General features: G+C 45.1%; 17 protein-coding genes and 1 pseudogene. 3 read left to right on the plus strand and 15 right to left on the minus strand.

Going from position 1 to position 19,266, the window contains the following annotated elements; all coding sequences use genetic code 11:
* Positions 1–79 precede the first annotated feature (79 nt).
* The 4 genes from L2082_RS12735 to L2082_RS12750 form a co-directional block, all read right to left on the minus strand.
* Complete coding sequence (locus L2082_RS12735; protein WP_446011201.1) at positions 80–1,081, minus strand: 2-hydroxyacyl-CoA dehydratase; 1,002 nt, start codon at positions 1,079–1,081, stop codon at positions 80–82.
* Positions 1,082–1,100: 19 nt separating this feature from the next.
* Positions 1,101–1,451 (minus strand): IscA/HesB family protein, encoded by a 351-nt coding sequence (locus tag L2082_RS12740; protein ID WP_446011202.1) that lies wholly within the window; start codon positions 1,449–1,451, stop codon positions 1,101–1,103.
* A 462-nt stretch (positions 1,452–1,913) separates the two neighbouring features.
* Positions 1,914–2,306: an NINE protein gene (locus L2082_RS12745; protein WP_446011203.1), complete on the minus strand. Its 393-nt coding sequence runs from the start codon at positions 2,304–2,306 to the stop codon at positions 1,914–1,916.
* A gap of 64 nt (positions 2,307–2,370) precedes the next feature.
* Complete coding sequence (locus L2082_RS12750; RefSeq protein WP_446011815.1) at positions 2,371–4,107, minus strand: NAD-dependent malic enzyme; 1,737 nt, start codon at positions 4,105–4,107, stop codon at positions 2,371–2,373.
* Between the two features lie 327 nt (positions 4,108–4,434).
* Between L2082_RS12750 and L2082_RS12755 the strand changes: the two genes are divergently transcribed.
* The 3 genes and pseudogenes from L2082_RS12755 to L2082_RS12765 all read left to right on the plus strand — a co-directional run bounded on the left by L2082_RS12755 (position 4,435) and on the right by L2082_RS12765 (position 9,830).
* Positions 4,435–4,848 carry a hemerythrin domain-containing protein gene (locus L2082_RS12755; RefSeq protein ID WP_446011018.1) on the plus strand — a complete coding sequence of 138 codons (414 nt, stop codon included), beginning with the start codon at positions 4,435–4,437 and terminating at the stop codon, positions 4,846–4,848.
* A gap of 627 nt (positions 4,849–5,475) precedes the next feature.
* Positions 5,476–6,009, plus strand: a pseudogene (locus tag L2082_RS12760) (chemotaxis protein CheB); the annotation flags it as partial.
* A gap of 68 nt (positions 6,010–6,077) precedes the next feature.
* Positions 6,078–9,830, plus strand: coding sequence for a CheR family methyltransferase (locus L2082_RS12765; protein WP_446011816.1), 3,753 nt, complete (start codon positions 6,078–6,080; stop codon positions 9,828–9,830).
* A 236-nt stretch (positions 9,831–10,066) separates the two neighbouring features.
* On the opposite strand, the gene bioD is transcribed toward L2082_RS12765, so the two are convergent.
* The 11 genes from bioD to L2082_RS12820 all read right to left on the minus strand — a co-directional run bounded on the left by bioD (position 10,067) and on the right by L2082_RS12820 (position 19,204).
* Entirely contained in the window at positions 10,067–10,759 is a 693-nt protein-coding gene (gene bioD / locus L2082_RS12770) for a dethiobiotin synthase (RefSeq protein ID WP_446010589.1), read from the minus strand.
* A 217-nt stretch (positions 10,760–10,976) separates the two neighbouring features.
* Positions 10,977–11,528 carry a hypothetical protein gene (locus tag L2082_RS12775; protein WP_446010588.1) on the minus strand — a complete coding sequence of 184 codons (552 nt, stop codon included), beginning with the start codon at positions 11,526–11,528 and terminating at the stop codon, positions 10,977–10,979.
* 445 nt (positions 11,529–11,973) lie between these two features.
* On the minus strand, positions 11,974–13,215 hold the full coding sequence (gene trpB / locus L2082_RS12780) for a tryptophan synthase subunit beta (protein WP_446010587.1): 1,242 nt from the start codon (positions 13,213–13,215) through the stop codon (positions 11,974–11,976).
* Positions 13,208–13,339: a hypothetical protein gene (locus tag L2082_RS12785; protein WP_446010586.1), complete on the minus strand. Its 132-nt coding sequence runs from the start codon at positions 13,337–13,339 to the stop codon at positions 13,208–13,210. The genes trpB and L2082_RS12785 overlap by 8 nt, the downstream gene beginning before the upstream one ends.
* Complete coding sequence (locus L2082_RS12790; RefSeq protein ID WP_446010801.1) at positions 13,339–14,361, minus strand: S1 family peptidase; 1,023 nt, start codon at positions 14,359–14,361, stop codon at positions 13,339–13,341. Before L2082_RS12790 ends, L2082_RS12785 begins: the two co-directional genes overlap by 1 nt.
* Before the next feature lie 15 nt (positions 14,362–14,376).
* The gene (locus L2082_RS12795; protein WP_446010802.1) at positions 14,377–14,568 is read right to left on the minus strand and encodes a hypothetical protein; all 192 of its coding nucleotides are present in this window, start codon (positions 14,566–14,568) and stop codon (positions 14,377–14,379) included.
* Positions 14,534–15,670: a hypothetical protein gene (locus L2082_RS12800; protein ID WP_446010803.1), complete on the minus strand. Its 1,137-nt coding sequence runs from the start codon at positions 15,668–15,670 to the stop codon at positions 14,534–14,536. Before L2082_RS12800 ends, L2082_RS12795 begins: the two co-directional genes overlap by 35 nt.
* A gap of 305 nt (positions 15,671–15,975) precedes the next feature.
* Complete coding sequence (locus tag L2082_RS12805; RefSeq protein WP_446010804.1) at positions 15,976–16,197, minus strand: prevent-host-death protein; 222 nt, start codon at positions 16,195–16,197, stop codon at positions 15,976–15,978.
* 225 nt (positions 16,198–16,422) lie between these two features.
* The gene (locus L2082_RS12810; protein ID WP_446010805.1) at positions 16,423–16,809 is read right to left on the minus strand and encodes a type II toxin-antitoxin system VapC family toxin; all 387 of its coding nucleotides are present in this window, start codon (positions 16,807–16,809) and stop codon (positions 16,423–16,425) included.
* On the minus strand, positions 16,806–17,063 hold the full coding sequence (locus L2082_RS12815; protein ID WP_446010806.1) for a type II toxin-antitoxin system Phd/YefM family antitoxin: 258 nt from the start codon (positions 17,061–17,063) through the stop codon (positions 16,806–16,808). Before L2082_RS12815 ends, L2082_RS12810 begins: the two co-directional genes overlap by 4 nt.
* Before the next feature lie 314 nt (positions 17,064–17,377).
* Entirely contained in the window at positions 17,378–19,204 is a 1,827-nt protein-coding gene (locus L2082_RS12820; RefSeq protein ID WP_446011817.1) for an ATP-dependent nuclease, read from the minus strand.
* Positions 19,205–19,266: the final 62 nt, after the last annotated feature.

The raw sequence follows: 19,266 nt of genomic DNA on the forward strand, positions 1-19,266 counted from the left end.
AAAAATGTTCTGATCAATCTTGCGCATTTCTCCTTCCTCTTGCCGACTCTTCAACTCTTTTCTATATTTTACACGATCATTATGGATTTATTGAATAAAAAATGGGAATTCCTATCCTTTTAAAATAGCGGGTACCAATACAGGACTCCTCATTCACAATCACGGCTCCGGCCCCTTCCACCAGGTTATGAACCTTCCAGTTAGGCAGGGCCATAGGTGAACCAGCAATCATCACCCGGGCACTGTTCTGCCCCTGTACGCTCACCTGATTTTGCACCCGCTCATCCAGCTCATCGCACAGCACATTCACCTTTTCAGTAAAGCGAACCGGATCATCATAAAAGGCAATCTGTTCAATCAGCAAACCATCCTTGCCGGAAATCGGGCTGGGACTCTGATGACGCAGGCTATTCAGACGTTGCAGAGCCGTACGCTTGTTATTCATCAGCTTGATAGCTTCAGCCAGATTTTCTTCGGTGATTTCCTTGCCTGTGGTTTCTTCCATTTTGGCCTTAAAGACCTTGACCTCTTCCTGCCACAGGGCAATACTGTGGGGCTTTTTGCATTGAGGAATCTCCATGACATGGGTGGGAATCAGACGATCAAGTAATTCCCAGGTCTTTTTCTTGGCGTCACAGGTAGTTTCCCCGTACAGAAAATCCGCCACCTGATAATACGTGCAAATCCGGCCCGCCTTAAAACCATAGGCTGATTTAACCATAGGGCAGATATTGCGGGGCAGGGTCTTTTCTGCATCAGGTATAGATCCTTGAGATCCACCACAGAGGCCAATGCAGACACCGCCTGCGGCTATCACCAATTCTTCAGGAATATATACACAAAAGGTGCCAACCACAGGCCGCCCTTCTGCTTTGACTGCCATCAATTCCTTAATTCGACCACCGTGCAGTTCAGCTATCATCTCATCAAAATAGGCCATAGCCTTGGGACGATTTTGCTGACTCAAAAAGGATTGCGCATAGACATCGCCCAACATCTGGCGGGCCTTGTCAAAACGCTCCACATCCATATCCAGGGACTGCCAGAGTTCCGGGTAGGCTTTTACTTCAAAATTGCTCATTTTTCTCTCTCTTCTGTGATTAACAGCAGGCACCGGACGAACAGGAACCACCGCAACCTTCACCTGCCCCTGGCAACGGCTTTTCGCTGGTAATCTTAAAACCACCACCAGAACAGCCACAACCGCTGCTGGACTCAAGATAGTCCACCTTAATGGCACCGCAGCTTTCTGCAAGAGCTTTTTCAACCAGAAAATTCACCCCATCCTGCTCAAAGGTCAGGTCATCTTCCCTGGCATCATCAATAGCCAATCCAAGGCCTGGCCCAGAGCAACCACCCTGCATTATGAAGATACGGATTGGGGATTCTATTTTTCCCTGGTTCAGATATTCTTTCACATTGACAATAGCTGTTTCAGTTACTTCAATCATAATTTTCTCCTGATAAATGACAGTTTTCTCGACCAATTGATTAAAAAGGGAGAAAGGGTAATCTCTTTATCCCACAAAAATACAACGATATGGCCAAGGCAGAAAGGCACTGAGACAGAGAATAAACTGCATCGCACACAACGACGCAACTGTCCGTTTATGTACGTACATGGATCAGACACGGTCCTAGCCTGTCTGATTTTCAGGAAAGGAAAAAAGGATGTTCAAGAAAAATCAAAGAGGGAAAAAACCGCTGATATGCTCTGCCAGTCCGAACCGGACCGGGTACCGTTTCTACGGCCTCAGATATATGAAGAAAAAATAATCATACGGTATTTACAAAAAGATAAAAAATAAGATAAGGCAAGGATGCCACACCTTCTTTGCCATTGCAAGAAAAAAAATAATGAACCGGATTTTCCCTCCCCCTGGGGAAGGGAAATACTTCTCAAGTATTAGCTTTCAGCCATTATTTACTTGTGAAAGTTGATCGTTCAACGTCCAGAGATCATAGAGAATGCCCAGGAGAAATACCCCGCCGGTAAAAAGATAGAGGATACCGGTCAACCATTTTTCCATGTACATCCGGTGAATTCCAAAGGGTCCAAGAAAAACTAAAAAAATCCAGGCAAGATTATAATCCTTAGGACCAGGGGCAAAACGAAGATCAGCTTGACGGTCCATACCGGGAATCAAAAAGAGATCAATAATCCAGCCTATCCCCAGCAATCCCAGAGTGAAGAAATATATGGTGCCGGAAACAGGTTTACCGTAGTAAAAACGATGCATCCCCATGAAACCAAAAATCCAGAGGATATAACCTATTGCCACACTATGCGTATCCTGTTTTTTCATAATCTGTTCTCCTTTTTTAATAAGGGTTACCCTCTGGGGGACAAAAACACCCAAATAATAAATATCACATCGCCACCAGAGGTAAATATGTTGGTTGCCAACGAAAATTACGGATCAATTTCTGCAATCGAACCGGATCATCCTGGTGCTGAAAACTGGAAAAAGCACAAGGCCGACTGATGCCCGCAGCTATGGCAGCTTCTCCCACTGCCTGAGCAACTTTCAGGCTGACCTGGGCAAGATCCGTCACCGGAGGGAGCAGCGCACCGTCCTTCATTGCTGCTGTCGTCACGCAGGAAGATACCGCTTCGGCAGCAGCAATAAAAAACTCCGGCAGCACAGCACGGGATCCCGAGGCCAGGGTTCCGAGTCCAACCCCTGGAAAAACAAAAACATTATTTGCCTGAGAAACAGGGAATGCCCGTCCTCCATAGAGCACATCAGGAAATGGTGAGCCTGTTCCGATCAGGGCCCGTCCTTTGGTCCAACTATAGATATCAGCAGGCACAGCCTCAGCATGATCTGTTGGGTTAGACAGCGGCATAATAACTGGCTGGTCAGTATTTTTGCATACAGAAAGCACAACCTCTTTACTGAAACAGCCCGGTTGCCCGGAAGTACCAATCAACACGGTAATCCCAGATTTTTTCACCACATTTTCCAACTGACCATCTTGTTCCTCCTTCAGCCAATCAAGCGCTGCTGGATCCTGGGCAAATTTTTGTTTATAAGGAAGCAACTCACGGGCTGTAGTAATCAGCCCCTGTGAATCCAGGGTAAAAATCTGCTGACGAGCCACATCTTCCGGCACCCCTTCAGCGCAAAGAGCAATCAAAATCTGCTCAGCAATACCAATCCCCCCTGCTCCAGCCCCGTGGATCAGAAATTTCTGTTTGGCCAGGCTTTCCTGTTTGATCCGCATAGCTGTGTAAATAGCTGCCAGGGCAACAGTACCGGTTCCCTGAATATCATCATTAAAGGAAATCAGGTCATGAAGAAAGGCGTCGCGGATGGCAAAGGCATTCTGCTTGGAAAAATCCTCCCATTGACAGAGGGCACTGGGAAAAACATTACGAAAGGCCCGGGCAAAGTGCTGGATAAAATCAATATACTGATCACCAGTTATCCGTTTATGACGCCAGCCCAGATATTCATGGTCATTGAGCAGAGCCTCATTATTTGTGCCCACATCCAGGGAAATTGGCAGACAATGCCAGGGTGCGATCCCTGCTCCCTGAGTGTAGAGCATCAGCTTGCCCAGACAGATTGCAATTCCCCCAGCTCCCTGATCTCCCAGGCCGAGAATCCCCTGGTTATCCGTAACCACTGCGACCCGAATATCCCGTTGCTGAAAACGACGCAGGACATTTTCTGCCTGATCTATATTACCAGGATGAAAATGCAGCCCGTTAGCTGAACGGAACATGGAAGAGTACTGCTGACAGGCATACCCCACTGTTGGAGTGTAGATAAGCGACATATAACGGCTGATATCACTCTTGATCAGGGCATGGGCCAGTGTCACATTACGATCAAACAGGGAACGAATATAGACAAAACGCTCAATATCTGAGTCCTTTGCTTCAACCTTGATTCGGCTATTTTCCACCTGTTCTTCCAGACTACGCACTGCCGGAGGCAGCATGGCAACCAACCCGAGACGCTGCCGTTCGTCAATAGTAAAGGCCGTGCCTCGGTTAACAAAAGGATCAGAATGCAGGCTGGGCCCACTAGCATAAACATATATTTCACGGGTGTTGCCGTATTCATCGTATTTGAACATTGCAGAGTTTCCCGACATGGGTGCAGCCTCCTTGGGTGTACGGTTCCGGTATATTTGTGGTATCAGCGCCCAGAGGGCTTGGTCTCCCTGGCCAACTGAACAGGAAGAGGTGAGTTTCTTTTCAATGGAGTGTACCTGTGCAGTGGATAAACTTCAAGGAAAGACCACAAATAATGAACCGTTACCGAGATTACCAGGATCAGATTCTTTCTCTGTTATGAAAATTTGCTTTTTCATAACAAAGACAGTACAAATAATTATACTTAGCATTAATTGAACTAAATTCTTCAACCACTTTGATGTACACAAATGCACATCAAAACTCCCGGCAAATAAGGAGAAAAAATGGATAAACTGACCAAACTATGCCTTGATCATACCTATCTTTCCGAACGAATGGCTTTTTTTGAAAAACTTATCGAAGCAATAGAATCCGGTGATCTCGAAAATTATATTGATAAAATTCAGTTTTTTATTGATGAATACATTGTTAAGCATTTTAAATTCGAAGAGGAAAAAATCTTTCCTATGATTATTCAGCATGGCAGCCCGGAAGAAAAAATGATGGTTCAGGAGTTGCAGCAGGAACATGCTCTAATATTACGTAAACTTGATACATTCAAAGAAAAATTACTGCGATATAATTCCTCTCTCTTAAAAAGCGATGTTGAAACAATCATAGAAGCAAGTAAAGGTATTGTGCGGATGATACTTATGCATGCGCAAAAAGAAGACGAACGACTTTTTCCCAACCTTTAATATATTGCCGAAGGAGTTCAAAGAACAAGCAGATCAAAATATTTGGTGATACACTTGCAAAAATTATTAAAAAACGGCGGAAAGCCGCCAGAAGACTGATCCATTTTTTTGATCTGTGGCGCACTGCTTTTCCGATGCCGATCATATCATGGTTTCCCTGATCGGAACCAGCCCGCCATTAATCCTCTTGACAGAATCAACAGGTGAAAATTATGCTGTCACTATGAACTTTAAAACTCCCGAAAACGCAGCATACAACATACAAGCAGGAAGTACTGTTTTCATTGGCTGAGTACTTACGAGAAAGCATTGATTAACTGTCCAAGTTATGCTCTAATCATGCGTGTCTTTCCGAACGAATGTTTTTTTTTTGAAAAACTTGTCGAAGCTATAGAATCAGGCGATTTCAATAATACCCATTCCACACCCCACCCTGGGGAGAGGCAACAAAATATGAAAGGTAATTGAGTGACTCCAAGGAGTCACCCGGTTTGTTCGTATAAACTCCCATCCCTTCCCTTGAGGGAGGGATAACAAAAGCCTGAAAGCTATTCGATTGATTCTTACCTCTCAAATCCCGATTTGAATGAACGCATCTCATAATCTGATAACAGAAAATTAAACACCATGCAGGAACAAAAAAAGACCCTTTTGACCTTTCCCGTAGTCGGTATTGGTGCCTCGGCTGGTGGGTTAGCAGCCCTGGAAGCCTTTTTCAGTGCCATGCCGCCGGACAGTGGCATGGCCTTTGTCGTTGTTCAGCACCTTTCCCCTGACTTTAAGAGCCTGATGGATAACCTGCTGGCCCGCCATACAACCATGCCTATCCACCGGGTAGAAAACGGGATCGGGTTACAAAAAAATGCCATCTATCTTATCCCTCCCAGATGCGTCATGACCATGGATAACGGAAGACTCTACCTTCAGGAACGCACAACGCAGCACCTGACCCTACCTGTAGATATATTTTTTGAGTCTCTGGCCAATGCTGCGGAAGAACAAGCTGTTGGCATTATTCTTTCCGGGACAGGTTCTGACGGTTCCAGAGGGATTCAGGCCATTCATGATGCAGGCGGCTTGGTTCTGGCCCAAACTGTGGAGTCGGCCCAGTTCGACGGTATGCCAAGAGCAGCGGTCAATACCGGGATATGCAATTATGTTATCACGCCGGAAGCCTGGATTTTTCCAAATACAAGCCCACAACGGTGGGTCGCCGTATCCAGCGCCGGATGGATTTCTGTCATCTCCAGCAGGTACGTGACTATGTGGATTTTCTGGCCAATAATCCTCTGGAATTGGATGCATTGTACAAAGACCTGCTTATTGGTGTCACAGAATTTTTCCGGGATCCCCAGGTATTCTCCTATCTGGAACAAGAAATTATACCAACACTTTTTGAACAGGCCAGCCCTGATGGTGTGCGGGCATGGATTGCTGCCTGCGCTACAGGTGAAGAGGCCTATTCCATAGCTATCCTTCTCCATGAAGCTGCTGAACGGCTGGGGTACCAGAAAAAAATCTCTGTGTTTGCCACTGATGTACATCGCCATTCCCTGGAAACAGCCTCTAAAGGAGTTTATGAACCTGAACGCCTGAAAAATGTGTCTCAACAACGACTGGATCGCTATTTCATAATGGAAAAATTCGGGAGCCACAGTGTCTCCCCGGAACTACGCAAGCTCGTGATTTTTGCTCCTCACAACCTGATCAATGACCCACCGTTCACTAAAATGAACCTGGTCTCCTGCCGCAACCTGTTGATTTATTTTTCCCCGGAAAGTCAGGATAGCTCTCTCAATCTGCTTCATTTTGCCTTGCGCCCTGAAGGTATTCTCCTGCTCGGATTGAGTGAGGGGACTGGAAAATTTACCGATGACTTTACACCCATCCACAGTAACCATAATATATTCCAAAAAGTCGGGGACTCACGACGAGGACTCGGAATCAAAGAACTTGGCAACGCCATGCCACCCTTGATTTCCCCTGACCGGAAAATCACAACAAAAAATTCTGCCCTGCTGGATCGCCAGATTCTCCATGATTATGACCTGCTGCTCAAACGTTATGTCCCCACCGGAGTACTCCTGAATCAGCATCGTCAGGTTTTGCATTACTTTGGTGATATCAATGCATATATCAAACCTCCTGAGGGCCGGGTGGAAAATGATTTTCTTTCCATGCTGGAAGGAGATTTGCATCTGGCGGTCAGCGTTGCCTTACAACGAACTGTTGCCAGTGATGCTGATTTCACTTTGCCCAATGTCAGCGTACCCTATGGTGAAGAGACCCGACGCGTGGATGTGGTTGTCCAGCACCTGCCAGACGAAAAAACGCATTCCAGTCATTACCATGTTTCCCTGGTGCCTCAACACCTCACTTCCTCTTCACCTGTTACCTCTTCTGAATCAAAGACCTTTCTTCAGGATGACCAGAGTGTTCGTACCCTGCAAAAGTATATCACTGACCTGGATGGAGAACTCCAGCTCACCAAAGAGAATCTTCAAACCACGGTGGAAGAACTGCAAACCAGCAACGAAGAGCTGCAGGCCACCAATGAGGAGTTACTGGCATCCAATGAAGAGCTGCAAAGCACCAATGAGGAACTGCACTCAGTCAATGAAGAACTCTACACAGTTAATGCAGAGTTTGAACGTAAAAACAATGAACTTGAGGCATTAAACCGGGAGCACCAGAACCTTTTGGACAGCCTGGAAGTAGGAGTTATCTTTCTGGACAAACATCTGGTTATCCGTAAATTCAACCCGGCAAGTGCCTACTCCTTTAAGCTGCTTCCCCAGGATATTGGCCGTCCCATTGACCATATCGCCTATCAGCTGACAGACCAAAATAAAATGCTCAATGATGTTAGTCAGGTACTGGAAACAGGACATATGGCTGAACAGGAAGTACAAAGCCAGGACGGAGCATGGCTTCTCCAGCGAATGGTCCCTTTCCGCGGAAAAAAACGAAAAATCAAAGGAGTTATACTAACCTATACTGATATTTCCGATATTAAACTGGCAGAGCTGACAGTGAAAAATAATGCAGCTGATTATAAGATGACCTTGGATAATCTCCTCAGCGGAGTGGTAGTCTATGATCGCGATGCAAATATTCTGCTCAGCAACCCGGAAGCCAGCCGTATTTTAGGGATGCCTGAAGATGAGTCGCACAGAGACAACAGAGCAGTACAGTGGAATTTCACCGATACTGAGGGTGGTATCCTGCCGGAAGATGCCTGTCCGGTTTCCCGCATTCTGGGAAGACATGAAAAAGTCTCCAATGAGCTGCTGGGTATTCAACGACCTGACCGCCCTGATATCACCTGGATTTATTTGCACGGCATTCCCGTACCAGGGGATAACGACCAACCAGATAAGGTCATTATCAATTTTGTGGATGTCACTGATTTACAGCAGGCCAAAAAAGCTCTTGATGAAAAGACAGCATTACTCAGCATGTCGCAACGTATCGGCCAGCTGGGCAGTTGGGTTCTAAATGTTGCTGAAAATTCTCTGGAATGGTCAAACGAGACCTATCGTATTTTCGGATTAGAGCCTGGGGAATTTGCTGCCAATTATGGAGAATTTCTCGCACGGGTACATCCCGAAGACCGTAACCAGGTACATCGGGCCTACACAGAATCGGTTGAACAAGGAGCAGATCATTACGAGGTTGAGCATCGCATCATCCGCTGGGATAACAAGGAGGTGCGTTTTGTCCATGAAAAATGCCAACATCAACGGGATACAGCTGGCAGGATTATCCGTTCAGTGGGTATTGTCCAGGATATTACAGAGCGGAAAAAAACAGCCACTGCTCTGCGCCAGGCAAAAGAAGGGGCTGAAAAGGCCAATCAGGCCAAGAGTGCCTTTCTTGCCAACATGAGTCATGAAATCCGGACACCTATGAATGTGATCATTGGCATGAATAAGCTGATCCGGGAAACAGAACTGACTCCGGAACAACTGGAATACGCTGAGACCGTTTGTCGTTCTTCTGACATACTTTTTGCTCTGATAAAGGATATCCTTGATTTTTCTAAAATAGAGGCTGGCAGGATAGAGCTGGAAACCATTCCCTTTCAACTCAGAGAACTAATCAGCGGAACAGCGAAAATGCTGCAGGTTGAGGCAAAAACCAAAGATCTTGTCCTATTCTGTGAAATTGCGGACAACATTCCGCAGGTTGTTAAAGGAGACCCCACCCGACTCTGCCAGGTCATCATGAATTTGGTCAATAATGCCATTAAATTCACTGAAAAGGGGGGAATAACAGTGAAGACATCCCTTGAAAAGGAAACAGACCAGCAAATCATTCTTGCTTTTTCTGTCACAGATACAGGTATCGGTATTCCTGAAGATCGGCTCCAGGTGCTCTTTAAACCCTTTTCGCAAATTGACCCCTCCACAACCCGGAGATATGGAGGAACAGGGCTTGGTCTTGTTATCTCATCCTCTATTATTCAGATGATGGGTGGCACGATCAAGGTGGATAGTACTCCTGAAAAAGGATCAACATTTCACTGTACATTCTGTTTTGAAAAGGCAACTTCAAACGACCAAAAGGATCTGGAAGGAGCAAAAAAGCAGGAGAAAAGCGGCTCTGTTGCCGGTCTTCGGGGGATTCTTGCTGAAGACTATCCATTAAATCAGAAACTGGCACAAATCCTTCTTGAAAAAATGGAAATATCAGTTACAACGGCTAATAATGGACAGGAGGCAGTTGAGGCGGCCCGCAAAGACGAATATGACTTTATCCTTATGGATCTCCAGATGCCGGTTATGGACGGCCTGGAAGCAACAAAACTGCTTCGCAACGAAGAGATGACAATCCCCATTATTGCCTTGACTGCCAATGCCACTGCTCAAGACCGTGCCGAATGCCTTGCAGCCGGCATGGATGACTATCTTTCCAAACCCATTGATAAGGAAAAATTACGGGATGTTATTTTCAGGCAGGTGAAGAGGCAGGAGAAATAACACGAATTTTAACAGGAAGAAAGGATGAGCCGAACGGGTAGAGAAGATCAATCTCATGCTGATAGCGGTCACGATAAAATCAGCGGTTATCTGTAATTTTCAATTTGTCGCTCCAACACAGTATAGACAAATCTGAACCTGGAGTTTTAATGTGTTTATAACATTTTTACCAAGAGCTTTGATCAATGATTAAATATCACGCTTCTCCCTCCCCTGCTCTGTATGTCCGCATATCATCATTCATGCCCCTTGCATTCCAACAGAATATCCCAATGGACAGCCCGGGATTCCTTAATATCAGGCAAGAGCAGCACCTTATCCGGGAAGCCATAGCGCCCTAACGCCTCCTTAAAAAGTTTCAGTGAATCTGAAACAATCTCAGGAGTATACCCCTTGCCATGAATATTATAGACCAGACCCAACAGGTTCATATTGCGTTGCTTGATCGCCTCAAGGCAGAGCAGGGTATGGTTAATGGAGCCAAGGCGGGGGGTGGTGACCAGGACCAGAGGAAAACTACGTTGCTGGAAATAATCCAGGAGTAAGAGTTCTCTGGTCAACGGAACCAGCAAACCTCCTGCCCCTTCAATAATCAGCAGATCAACCTGTTCAGCCAAGGTATCTGTGGCAATACCCAAGCGGGCCGGATCAATTACCACACCAGCATGCTCGGCTGCAAGATGAGGTGATGCAGGCAGAGGAAAGCAATAGGGACAGGTCAGGCCCTGCTCATCCGGGCTAAGCCAGCCAGTACCCATGAACTTCCGGTGTACGAGGATATCTTCAGGGCGATCCTTACAACCGGTCTGAACCGGCTTTTGGGTGATCACCACCTTGCCCTGATCCATGAGATGACGAGCGAGCAATCCGCTAACGACAGTTTTCCCCACATCGGTATCTATGCCGCAGATAACAACCGGTTTCTTCATAGAGTTTTTTTGTTCATCCTCTTGTGTTACTTATTATTATCTCTCTTTGCATTTTCGGGCCACGCAGGAACTTCATAGCATAACATTTTTTCAAAATCAATGGGATGCAAAAATAAAGGCGGGAATTACACTGCTGGTACGGAAAGATTTTGAAAAGAAAGGGGCATGGAGCCTCCCCTCACCTTATATGGCCTGATCAACCTGAAAAGATATTTTTTTAACCTATTTTTTTCATAACGGTCTCAAAGCAGGAAGAACATATACCGTGTGATAATTTTGGCAAACAATTGCTGTTAAACAGTTCCATTTTTTCTACAGCCTCCTCCATATCAAGCCAATGAGCATTATCAGTTTTAATACGTTTACACCAACTGCAAATAGTTATAATTTCTTCGGAACGTGGAACTGATATATCAAGAAGATATATTGGTGGTCTTGCCTCTTCCTTCTCAGTATAACTTGTAAATTCTATTTTTTCTTGATCCAGAGGAATCATTTCCATCTTCATAAATCTTCTCATGTCAGGAGAGTCACAGCGAAATGGAAACTCAATCGCTTTTCTGGTCCCCCTGACGCTATTAATTAACATATCATACAGTTCCTGACACCTGGCACAGGATATAAAACTGGAAATATCGCGGTAAAGAACCATTTCGTTCATTAATTTTTCTCCACCGTTTTGTCCGGCAAAATCCTCCCATGCCTTATCAGTAAACTCTATTTGGTTATTTCTGTTCACAAGGTAACGGGTATACGAGTAATCGCTCATTTCGTTTCTCCAGTCGCAAAATAGTATCAGTAAATATCGGTCAGCGGTTGCGTAACTCACGGTTTTGATGACCGTCATTCTTTATATTATAAAATTATGACACTCAATATTTGAAAAGTCAAACTTTTACCATAATTCAAAAACATAAGAGATACCTAACGAGTCTTTCTCTTTTATGAATAATCTTGTGTCGCAACGAAATTTACTGAAAAAATCCTGCTTGTCAGCACGATAAAAAGCAAAAAAAACTGAACAGGGAGAACTCACAAAATCTTGAGAGGATCGAAAATAAATCGCATCAAAAAAGATGGACTGCAAGACATGGCAGAAGGAAGCACAGGGGAAAATACCATGCTCTTCAAAAAGAGGAGGGCGACCGGTAAAGAAGAAACATCACCGGAACAATGCAAAAAAAACTCATTCCGGCAATGCATTTACCCGAGGTCTACGTGAGAAAAGACTTCTGCTTGTACTCCTCAGCCCGTTCTATAATAAACTCCTTCCAGGAAGGATCATCAAAGGCATGGGCAATAGTAAAGATATCTTTATCTCCACGTCCGGACATATTAATGATAATCGCCTGGTTCCGGGACATGCTCGGAGCCTCTTTAATCGCCTGAACAAAGGCATGGGAGGATTCCAGAGCCGGGATAATCCCCTCGGTCCGCATGGTCAGGGTCAGGGCATCCAGCACCTCCTCATCAGTTGCTGCTTCAAAACGAACCCTGCCCTTGTCACCCAGATCAGCTAAAATCGGCGAAACACCCACATAGTCCAGACCAGCAGCAATGGAATGGGTCTCCAGCATCTGGCCGTCATCATCCTGGAGAAACATGGTTTTATACCCCTGCGCCACCCCAGGGCTTGCCGTGTCACCCACCATTCTGGCTGCATGTTCTCCTGTTTCAAGGCCCTTGCCACCCGCTTCCACCCCGACCAGTTCAACCGCTTCATACTCCAGAAAGCCTTTAAAAATCCCCATGGCATTGGAACCTCCACCCACGCAGGCATAGACCCGGTCTGGTACGTTACCGTGCTGCTCCTGGATCTGTTTATTGGCCTCAATGCCGACAATGGACTGAAACCAGGACACCATTTCCGGGAAAGGGGTTGGTCCACAGGCTGTGCCAAAGACATAATGAGTATTGTCCATATTGGTAACCCAATCGCGGAAGGCCTCGTTAATGGCATCCTTCAGGGTTCGCGAACCGTCTTTTACCGGCACCACAGTAGCACCAAGTTTTTCCATCCAGAAGACATTGGGACGCTGGCGGGCCACATCCACCTCGCCCATGTAGATGGTGCAGTCAAAACCAAAGCGGGCCGCCATGGTTGCAGTGGCCACTCCGTGCTGGCCTGCTCCGGTCTCGGCAATGACCCGTTTCTTCCCCATGCGCCTGACCAACAGGCCCTGTCCCATCACATTGTTGGCCTTATGGGCACCGGTATGGTTCAGGTCTTCACGCTTGATATAGATGCGGGCTCCGCCCAAATGATTGGAAAGGTTCTCAGCAAAGGTCAGCGGCGTAGGCCGACAGGAATAATTGCCCATCAGATCGACATATTCCTGCCAAAATGCGGGATCTTCCCGTATAGCCTTATAGGCCTTTTCGAGATCTGCAAAGGTTTGATGAAGTACTTCCGGGATAAATGCACCGCCCCATTGGCCGAAATATCCTTTATTCATAATCTGTTTTTTGCTCTATAGTTGTTGTTATCTTTTGTTGTTTATTCGCTGAAACGTATTCTTCTCCTTTTTCTCCACACTCAAGTGAGACCATAAAAAAAAGACGCCCGCCTTGCTCGTTCATTAAGGTAGAGATCCTGCAAACGCATCAAGTACTTTTTCAACAGGTACGGCAAAAATCGGTCCCTGGCCCACCTGAGTCACAACCCCACGCACAAAACCTGCACTATCCAGCACAGGGGTTCCACTTTTATTTTGAGAAAGCTTTGCCTCAATTTGCAGATACATCCTGTTATCCGGGCCAATACGACGGTAGCCTGCAAAGGTGCCAAAGGTCCAGTTCCTGCCATCAACCGGAACACTCCTGGGAAGAATAACAGGGGCACCTAACCGCAACAAATCATTCCGTGGCAGAGGAGGCTTAAGCACCGAATTATTCTGAGCTGATGGCAGGCTGAGCAGGGCAAGACCATAGTCTGCATTACTTTGCAATAAGGCTGCCTGCTGCTCAACCCTGTTTGCCAGGATAACACGTATTCCGGGTTGGTTCTGAGCTTGTTTCCAGGCTTGTTTTTGCTGAGTCAGGATCTGCTCATCTTTTTCCTGCTGCGCTCTAAAGTGAGCAAGATATTCCTCACGTTCTGTAATCAGGAGACTCAGGGCTTTTTTCGCCTTCCTCCTTTGCATCTTACTGAGGCGGGCGTGATAATCTGCTAACTGAGCCAGTTCACGTTGCAGAATTTTCTTATTGCGAATGACGCGATCCTCTAAGGCAGCCATTTTATTCAAATCCGGCTCAACCAGGTACTGGCCTGTGATCAACACATCTTCCTTAAGAAAAAAACCTGTTCCCTGGCCCCAAGGGGTTGTAACCGTGATAATTGCCTGCTGAACCTGTTCCGCAAAGCCTGTGGTTGCCTTGCCTTCCCGTCTTTGCGAAGAGGTTGCTGCTGTATTTGCAGGCGCTGCATGGAGTCTCCCTACACCATCATCCTGTGCTGTGTCAGGGAGCTGCGTATCTGCATAGAGCCATAACCCCTCTTTTTTCATATAAGAAAAGGGCAAAGCACCGCAGGCAAGGATCAGACCAACCAACTGTATGTATTTGCCAACATTGGAAGAAGGCAGTTCCTTGGTCCTGCTCATTATAACGGAACGCCCTCATCTTGGTTCTTCTGATGCCTCATGCTCCTCATCTGCTTTCTCTCTGGAGGGAAATAAAAGATTGCCCAAGAGGTCATCTGCCTTATTGGCAAAAATTCTCGGCAGATGCATCCCCATGTACTCTTCCCGTTTTGCCATCTTTTCACGAAAATACTCAGTATTTTTCAAGAAGTTGTCTTCGTCGTGCATTCTTATTTCCTTTCATAATCAGCATATGATTGACAGTAAGCGAAGAAGCCAGCGCATCGCTCAGGATATCAGCAAGAAAACGGATGCTATCAATATGTTCCTCGCGAAAACTCTTTGTACGACCCGAGCTGATATAGAGCATGCCAACCATGCTTTTCTTTTTACCGTCCCAGGCTTTTAACGGGGCAACAGCCAACGACCTGATCGTATCAGCAAAGGCAGGCTCTGTTTCTTCGCAAAAGACCTGTTCCTTTATCGCCTTTTTAATATCCCGATACACCAGGACATTGCAGGTATCCCGCTCTTCAATTAAATAACGGGGAATGCCTTCATTGGCCGGAACTGCCTGCTCCAACCATGGATTTTTTTCCAACCCGGCAGTACAGGCCAAGGTTTGATAGATAATATTCCCCTGTTCCTCTTGATGAGGCAGCGCTATACGAAGGGCCATATCATGTTTTTCTCCTGTTATCACTTCAAGATACCCTCTTGCCTTTTCCAGAACTTCTGCAAGATAGCGAAGTACGTCTTCTGGCACGGCTTTTTCTTTACTCGCAAACTTTTTTAAAAGCTGTGAATGCTCGTTACGCAGCTGATGGGCCAGTTGATGCAGTTGTCTCTGAAGGGTGAGGAAACCAAGGGTTCGCTTGCGCAGGGCAACAAAATGGCCTCCGAAAAACAGGAAGGCGAGCACAAGAATAATGGCATTTTTCAGGGCAGAACTCAGGTCGGGAAAAAAGACCGCATGCAGACTGAGAAAGACCAACACAGAGGCTATCAGGAGATAGAGCATCCACTGCCTGCGGAAAAAAAAGGCGAATTGATTATACTGCCAGGCTCTTTCCCCATCAAGATATGCTGCAAGACATTGCCGCTCTGTCCAGCCGATCAGGGCAGCCAAGGGCGCATCCTTAGCCTCTTTAAAAATAAGCCCTGTTGTCAACAGTGGCAGGGCATAAAAAGGGAGCCAATAATCCTGGAGAGCGATTTTAAGTGCATCTCCCTGAAGATAAGTGGATGCTTCCAGGCCGATCCAAAGACAGGCTGCCTGAATAAGGTAAAGAATAAAAAATTTACAGATTTTTGCGAGTAAGGATATCATGGTATTTGGGGTTGAGTGAAAGAATTGTTCACACAAGTTTGAACATGGCAGGGATAAAAAGTCAACACTAACAGACTGTGTTCGATGCGTATTTTTAAGAGACTGGTCAGGCTGTGGCTCTTTTATCCAAAAGGACAACGGCCCCGGTTTTTCCCGATCCGAACGTGCATCTTGCAGGGGCAGGCCCCCGTGCTTCGCCCATGCAATTTCCGGCATGACGGGCAAGATTTGAAATAAATCTGTCACCTTGTGCGCCACAGCTGCGCCATGTTTTGTTGGGGTTCGTGCCTCACCCCAACCTACTACTACTGTTCAGCTCTTGATTCCCGAATCGCCTGGAGGATGTCTTTTGTCGAGGCTTTTGTCTTTATTCCTGGTATATCAAAAGGAGATTTCGCTTTTTTTCTTTTAGATACAAGAGAAAAAATGACACCGTCTTTTCGGTGGATTTCAACTTCTTCCCTTTGGGCGATCTTGAATAATTTCAAAAAGTCATTACGTGCTTCAACTAAAGTGAAAACCTTCATTTTTTCAACTCCACGAGTTTAACTTTCAGGTGGTTCATTCAGAGCGACAGCCAAAAAAATATTTGTATCTGATATCAGGTTCATTTCCATTGTCTGTCACCTCAATCATCAAGCGGTCTTTGAATGCAGCAGTTATCCGGATAAATCTTCATCATAATTTCAATATACAGGAATCATTCTCAACAAGAGCAACATAAAAGGAGACAGAGGACGGCTACCCGGCTTTTACCATAACGTTTTCAACGGATAACGCTGAATATGCTGATCCGGGGTAAGAATGGTCAGGCCGTTTTCAATTGCCTGACAGATGAGCATACGATCAAACGGGTCTTTATGGATATCCGGGAGCTTGGAAAGTGGAAACGTATCCTTTTCGGATAAATGCAGTTCTTCAATAAAATGTCTTTTCCGTTCCCTCGGAACAAACTGTTCCGGCGGATACGGGAGCATAAGCTTACCAATACTCCATTTAACGGAAATCTCCCATGCCGAAACTGAACTGAAAAAGACGGTATTGTCTGGATCTTCGAAAACCTCTGTTGCCCTGTCAGAGAGTTGAGGGTCCGACCGGACGATCCAGAGAAAGGTGCAGGTGTCAAGCAGTATCCTCATTCCTCTACACCTGCAAAAAAGGAAAGTATATCATCCGGTAACGGATCAAAGAAATCTTTCCCGATATCCCATTCAGGGTATTCTTTTCCGGCAAGACCGATGGGACGTTTTTTCAACTTCTTCTGTTGTTGAATAGGTCTGATCTCTGCGACCGGTTTATTGCGGTTGCAGATAATCACGGTTTCACCGGCAGTAACCCGTGCAATCGTGGCAGAAAAGTGACTTTTTACTTGGCTGATATTGAGCTGCGGCATCGTTGCACCTCCTGAGAAAATAAGTTTATGACTTTATAGTAGGTCGCAAACATGACCATGTCAACCGGTATGGTATTAAAAGGGGGACACATTGCCCACCACATGCCGAGCGGCGGGCAAAACGCCATCAACATCAGGTGAAAAGCAGGTAGGTTGCGGGTGAGCGAAGCGAACCCCAACGTTTCCGGTGCGCCAGGGGTTCGTGCCTCACCCCAACCTACCGAGCTTCAGGGGTAAGCTTGGCTGCAAATGGATGTTTGGTCACAAGCCATTGTTGATCCAAAGGATAGAATTTTGTCCTTTGAATTGACTTGTTACCTTACGCACCATTCGACAAACTCATTGATATGACTATTGTCTTCAACCACTTCGTTAAGAGGTTTATCTAATAGCTTTTGTTTGAACTTATACCACTCACCAGTTTCTTTGGCTTCAAGGCAAAGGTGTGGCTCAATTGCTCCAAGTGACCACATCCAAATAGAACAACTACCTTTGAAATATTGGCGAATGTTTTCAATATACTCTTTAGCTTTTTCTTCTTTTGCTAGCAGTTCAAATATATCTGAAGCTTTATAGTTATTTCCCTTTGTTGGGTTCCTACCATTTAGCAAAAAACCATGCGTAGGTTGTATTTCTTGAATTATATCTAAACATGCTTCAAGATCTGGATGTTGCTTATCTATTAAGTTTTTTGATTTTGCTACAGTGAAAGCAAAGTCTAAATCTGCTAAAGCTTTTGCTGGTATATTCATCTCGTTTAGGATTGAGAGCATACCGGGTATATTTGGTGAACCTGTCGCAATTACGAGTGCCAACTTTGCCTCGCCTAAAGTTTTTCCTGTAACAGACTGAAATAATGTAGGCAATACATGTTTCTCTGTATCACCCTCGGCGATCAATACCATATCAGAAAATAGAATTTGCCCTAAATTATATGTATCGAAAAGTAGCCTAGCTTGAGATTCGTTATCATCTAATACTTTTTCAATTGCCTCTTTTAATCTACTTTCAACAACAGTTCCTTCATCATTTTTACGAACAATATTAGTAATTGGAATATCAATCTGATCAATCATAAATGGTGAATGAGTCGAGAAAACTACCTGATATCCTTTATCCGCTAAAACCTTTAAAGAGCCACGTATTTGCTCTATGGCTTGAGGATGAAGAAATAGTTCAGGTTCATCAATTAGCAATAGATTAGTTTTACCTTTTTTCGTTGCGTCCTTAGTTATCTCAGCAAGGTGTCTAATCAGCGTCATTTGAATAGCTCGTTGAGCACCATGCCCCATATTAGAGAAGTCAGTTATTTGTTGATTTCCAGTTTCCTTTACTTTGATGTTACCTTGCTTAAATAAGTCACCAATGTCAGGGGTCGGAATATCTAAATTAAGAGTTAACCCCGGGAAAAAATCTCCAATCTTACCATTGATTGAATCATCAAAGTCTGAGAACTCTTTTAGCCTTTCTTCTCCGCCAAGGTTGAGTTTTTTACCTATTGCAGATAGAGCAGTATTAATTTCATCGCCTTTAGATTTGATAATTTCTTTTTGTAAATTTGAAATCAATTTGCCTATCGTATTTCCTGCTTTAAATTTAGAAACATCTTCAGCAGAATCTTCCATTGAGTTTATAAATGTAGGCTCAGGAAACAATGCTGTAATAGCCTGAGGCAAACCGTTTGGGTTACCCCACTCATCTTGAGGTTTACTTGGGGCTCTTATTCCAAGCGTCACTGCATTTTTAGCTGTACCGGGTTTTTCTTGATAGAAACGAATATTTAGAGTGCCATTCTCAATATAAGGTTCAAGGCTTGATTTTTGATTGGCAGAAAGATGATTAAGAGCTTCGTCATCCAATCCAACTAAATGAGCAATTATTTCTATTGGTTTTTCAGGATCAAAGAAGTTTGAAATTGCTTGCCCTTTTCCACGAACCAAAGCATCCAGACACTTCAAGATGTTAGATTTCCCTGCGTTGTTATAGCCAACTAAAGGAGTGAAAGCTTCTAACTTAACTTGTGTTGCCTTGCATGAACGATAGTTATGAATTTCCATTTCAGCTATGCGGTGCATAATAAGGGTGTTGAAAAGTACCCCAGCATAGAGCAATTTCAGTTGTCCGAGATGCCCAATAAGCATTTTTTTTCGTTTGTCAGTGTTACTGCAGCTTGATGTCGAACACTTTCCAGGCGGAATTCAGC

The sequence above is a fragment of the Candidatus Electrothrix sp. genome (genome assembly GCF_052785085.1).

Coding starts and splice junctions, on each gene's coding strand:
- L2082_RS12735 (WP_446011201.1), bottom strand. CDS start 1,081: ATGAGCAATTTTGAAGTAAAAGCCTACCCGGAACTCTGGCAGTCCCTG.
- L2082_RS12740 (WP_446011202.1), bottom strand. CDS start 1,451: ATGATTGAAGTAACTGAAACAGCTATTGTCAATGTGAAAGAATATCTG.
- L2082_RS12745 (WP_446011203.1), bottom strand. CDS start 2,306: ATGAAAAAACAGGATACGCATAGTGTGGCAATAGGTTATATCCTCTGG.
- L2082_RS12750 (WP_446011815.1), bottom strand. CDS start 4,107: ATGTCGGGAAACTCTGCAATGTTCAAATACGATGAATACGGCAACACC.
- L2082_RS12755 (WP_446011018.1), top strand. CDS start 4,435: ATGGATAAACTGACCAAACTATGCCTTGATCATACCTATCTTTCCGAA.
- L2082_RS12765 (WP_446011816.1), top strand. CDS start 6,078: ATGGATTTCTGTCATCTCCAGCAGGTACGTGACTATGTGGATTTTCTG.
- bioD (WP_446010589.1), bottom strand. CDS start 10,759: ATGAAGAAACCGGTTGTTATCTGCGGCATAGATACCGATGTGGGGAAA.
- L2082_RS12775 (WP_446010588.1), bottom strand. CDS start 11,528: ATGAGCGATTACTCGTATACCCGTTACCTTGTGAACAGAAATAACCAA.
- trpB (WP_446010587.1), bottom strand. CDS start 13,215: ATGAATAAAGGATATTTCGGCCAATGGGGCGGTGCATTTATCCCGGAA.
- L2082_RS12785 (WP_446010586.1), bottom strand. CDS start 13,339: ATGAACGAGCAAGGCGGGCGTCTTTTTTTTATGGTCTCACTTGAGTGT.
- L2082_RS12790 (WP_446010801.1), bottom strand. CDS start 14,361: ATGAGCAGGACCAAGGAACTGCCTTCTTCCAATGTTGGCAAATACATA.
- L2082_RS12795 (WP_446010802.1), bottom strand. CDS start 14,568: ATGCACGACGAAGACAACTTCTTGAAAAATACTGAGTATTTTCGTGAA.
- L2082_RS12800 (WP_446010803.1), bottom strand. CDS start 15,670: ATGATATCCTTACTCGCAAAAATCTGTAAATTTTTTATTCTTTACCTT.
- L2082_RS12805 (WP_446010804.1), bottom strand. CDS start 16,197: ATGAAGGTTTTCACTTTAGTTGAAGCACGTAATGACTTTTTGAAATTA.
- L2082_RS12810 (WP_446010805.1), bottom strand. CDS start 16,809: ATGAGGATACTGCTTGACACCTGCACCTTTCTCTGGATCGTCCGGTCG.
- L2082_RS12815 (WP_446010806.1), bottom strand. CDS start 17,063: ATGCCGCAGCTCAATATCAGCCAAGTAAAAAGTCACTTTTCTGCCACG.
- L2082_RS12820 (WP_446011817.1), bottom strand. CDS start 19,204: ATGCTTATTGGGCATCTCGGACAACTGAAATTGCTCTATGCTGGGGTA.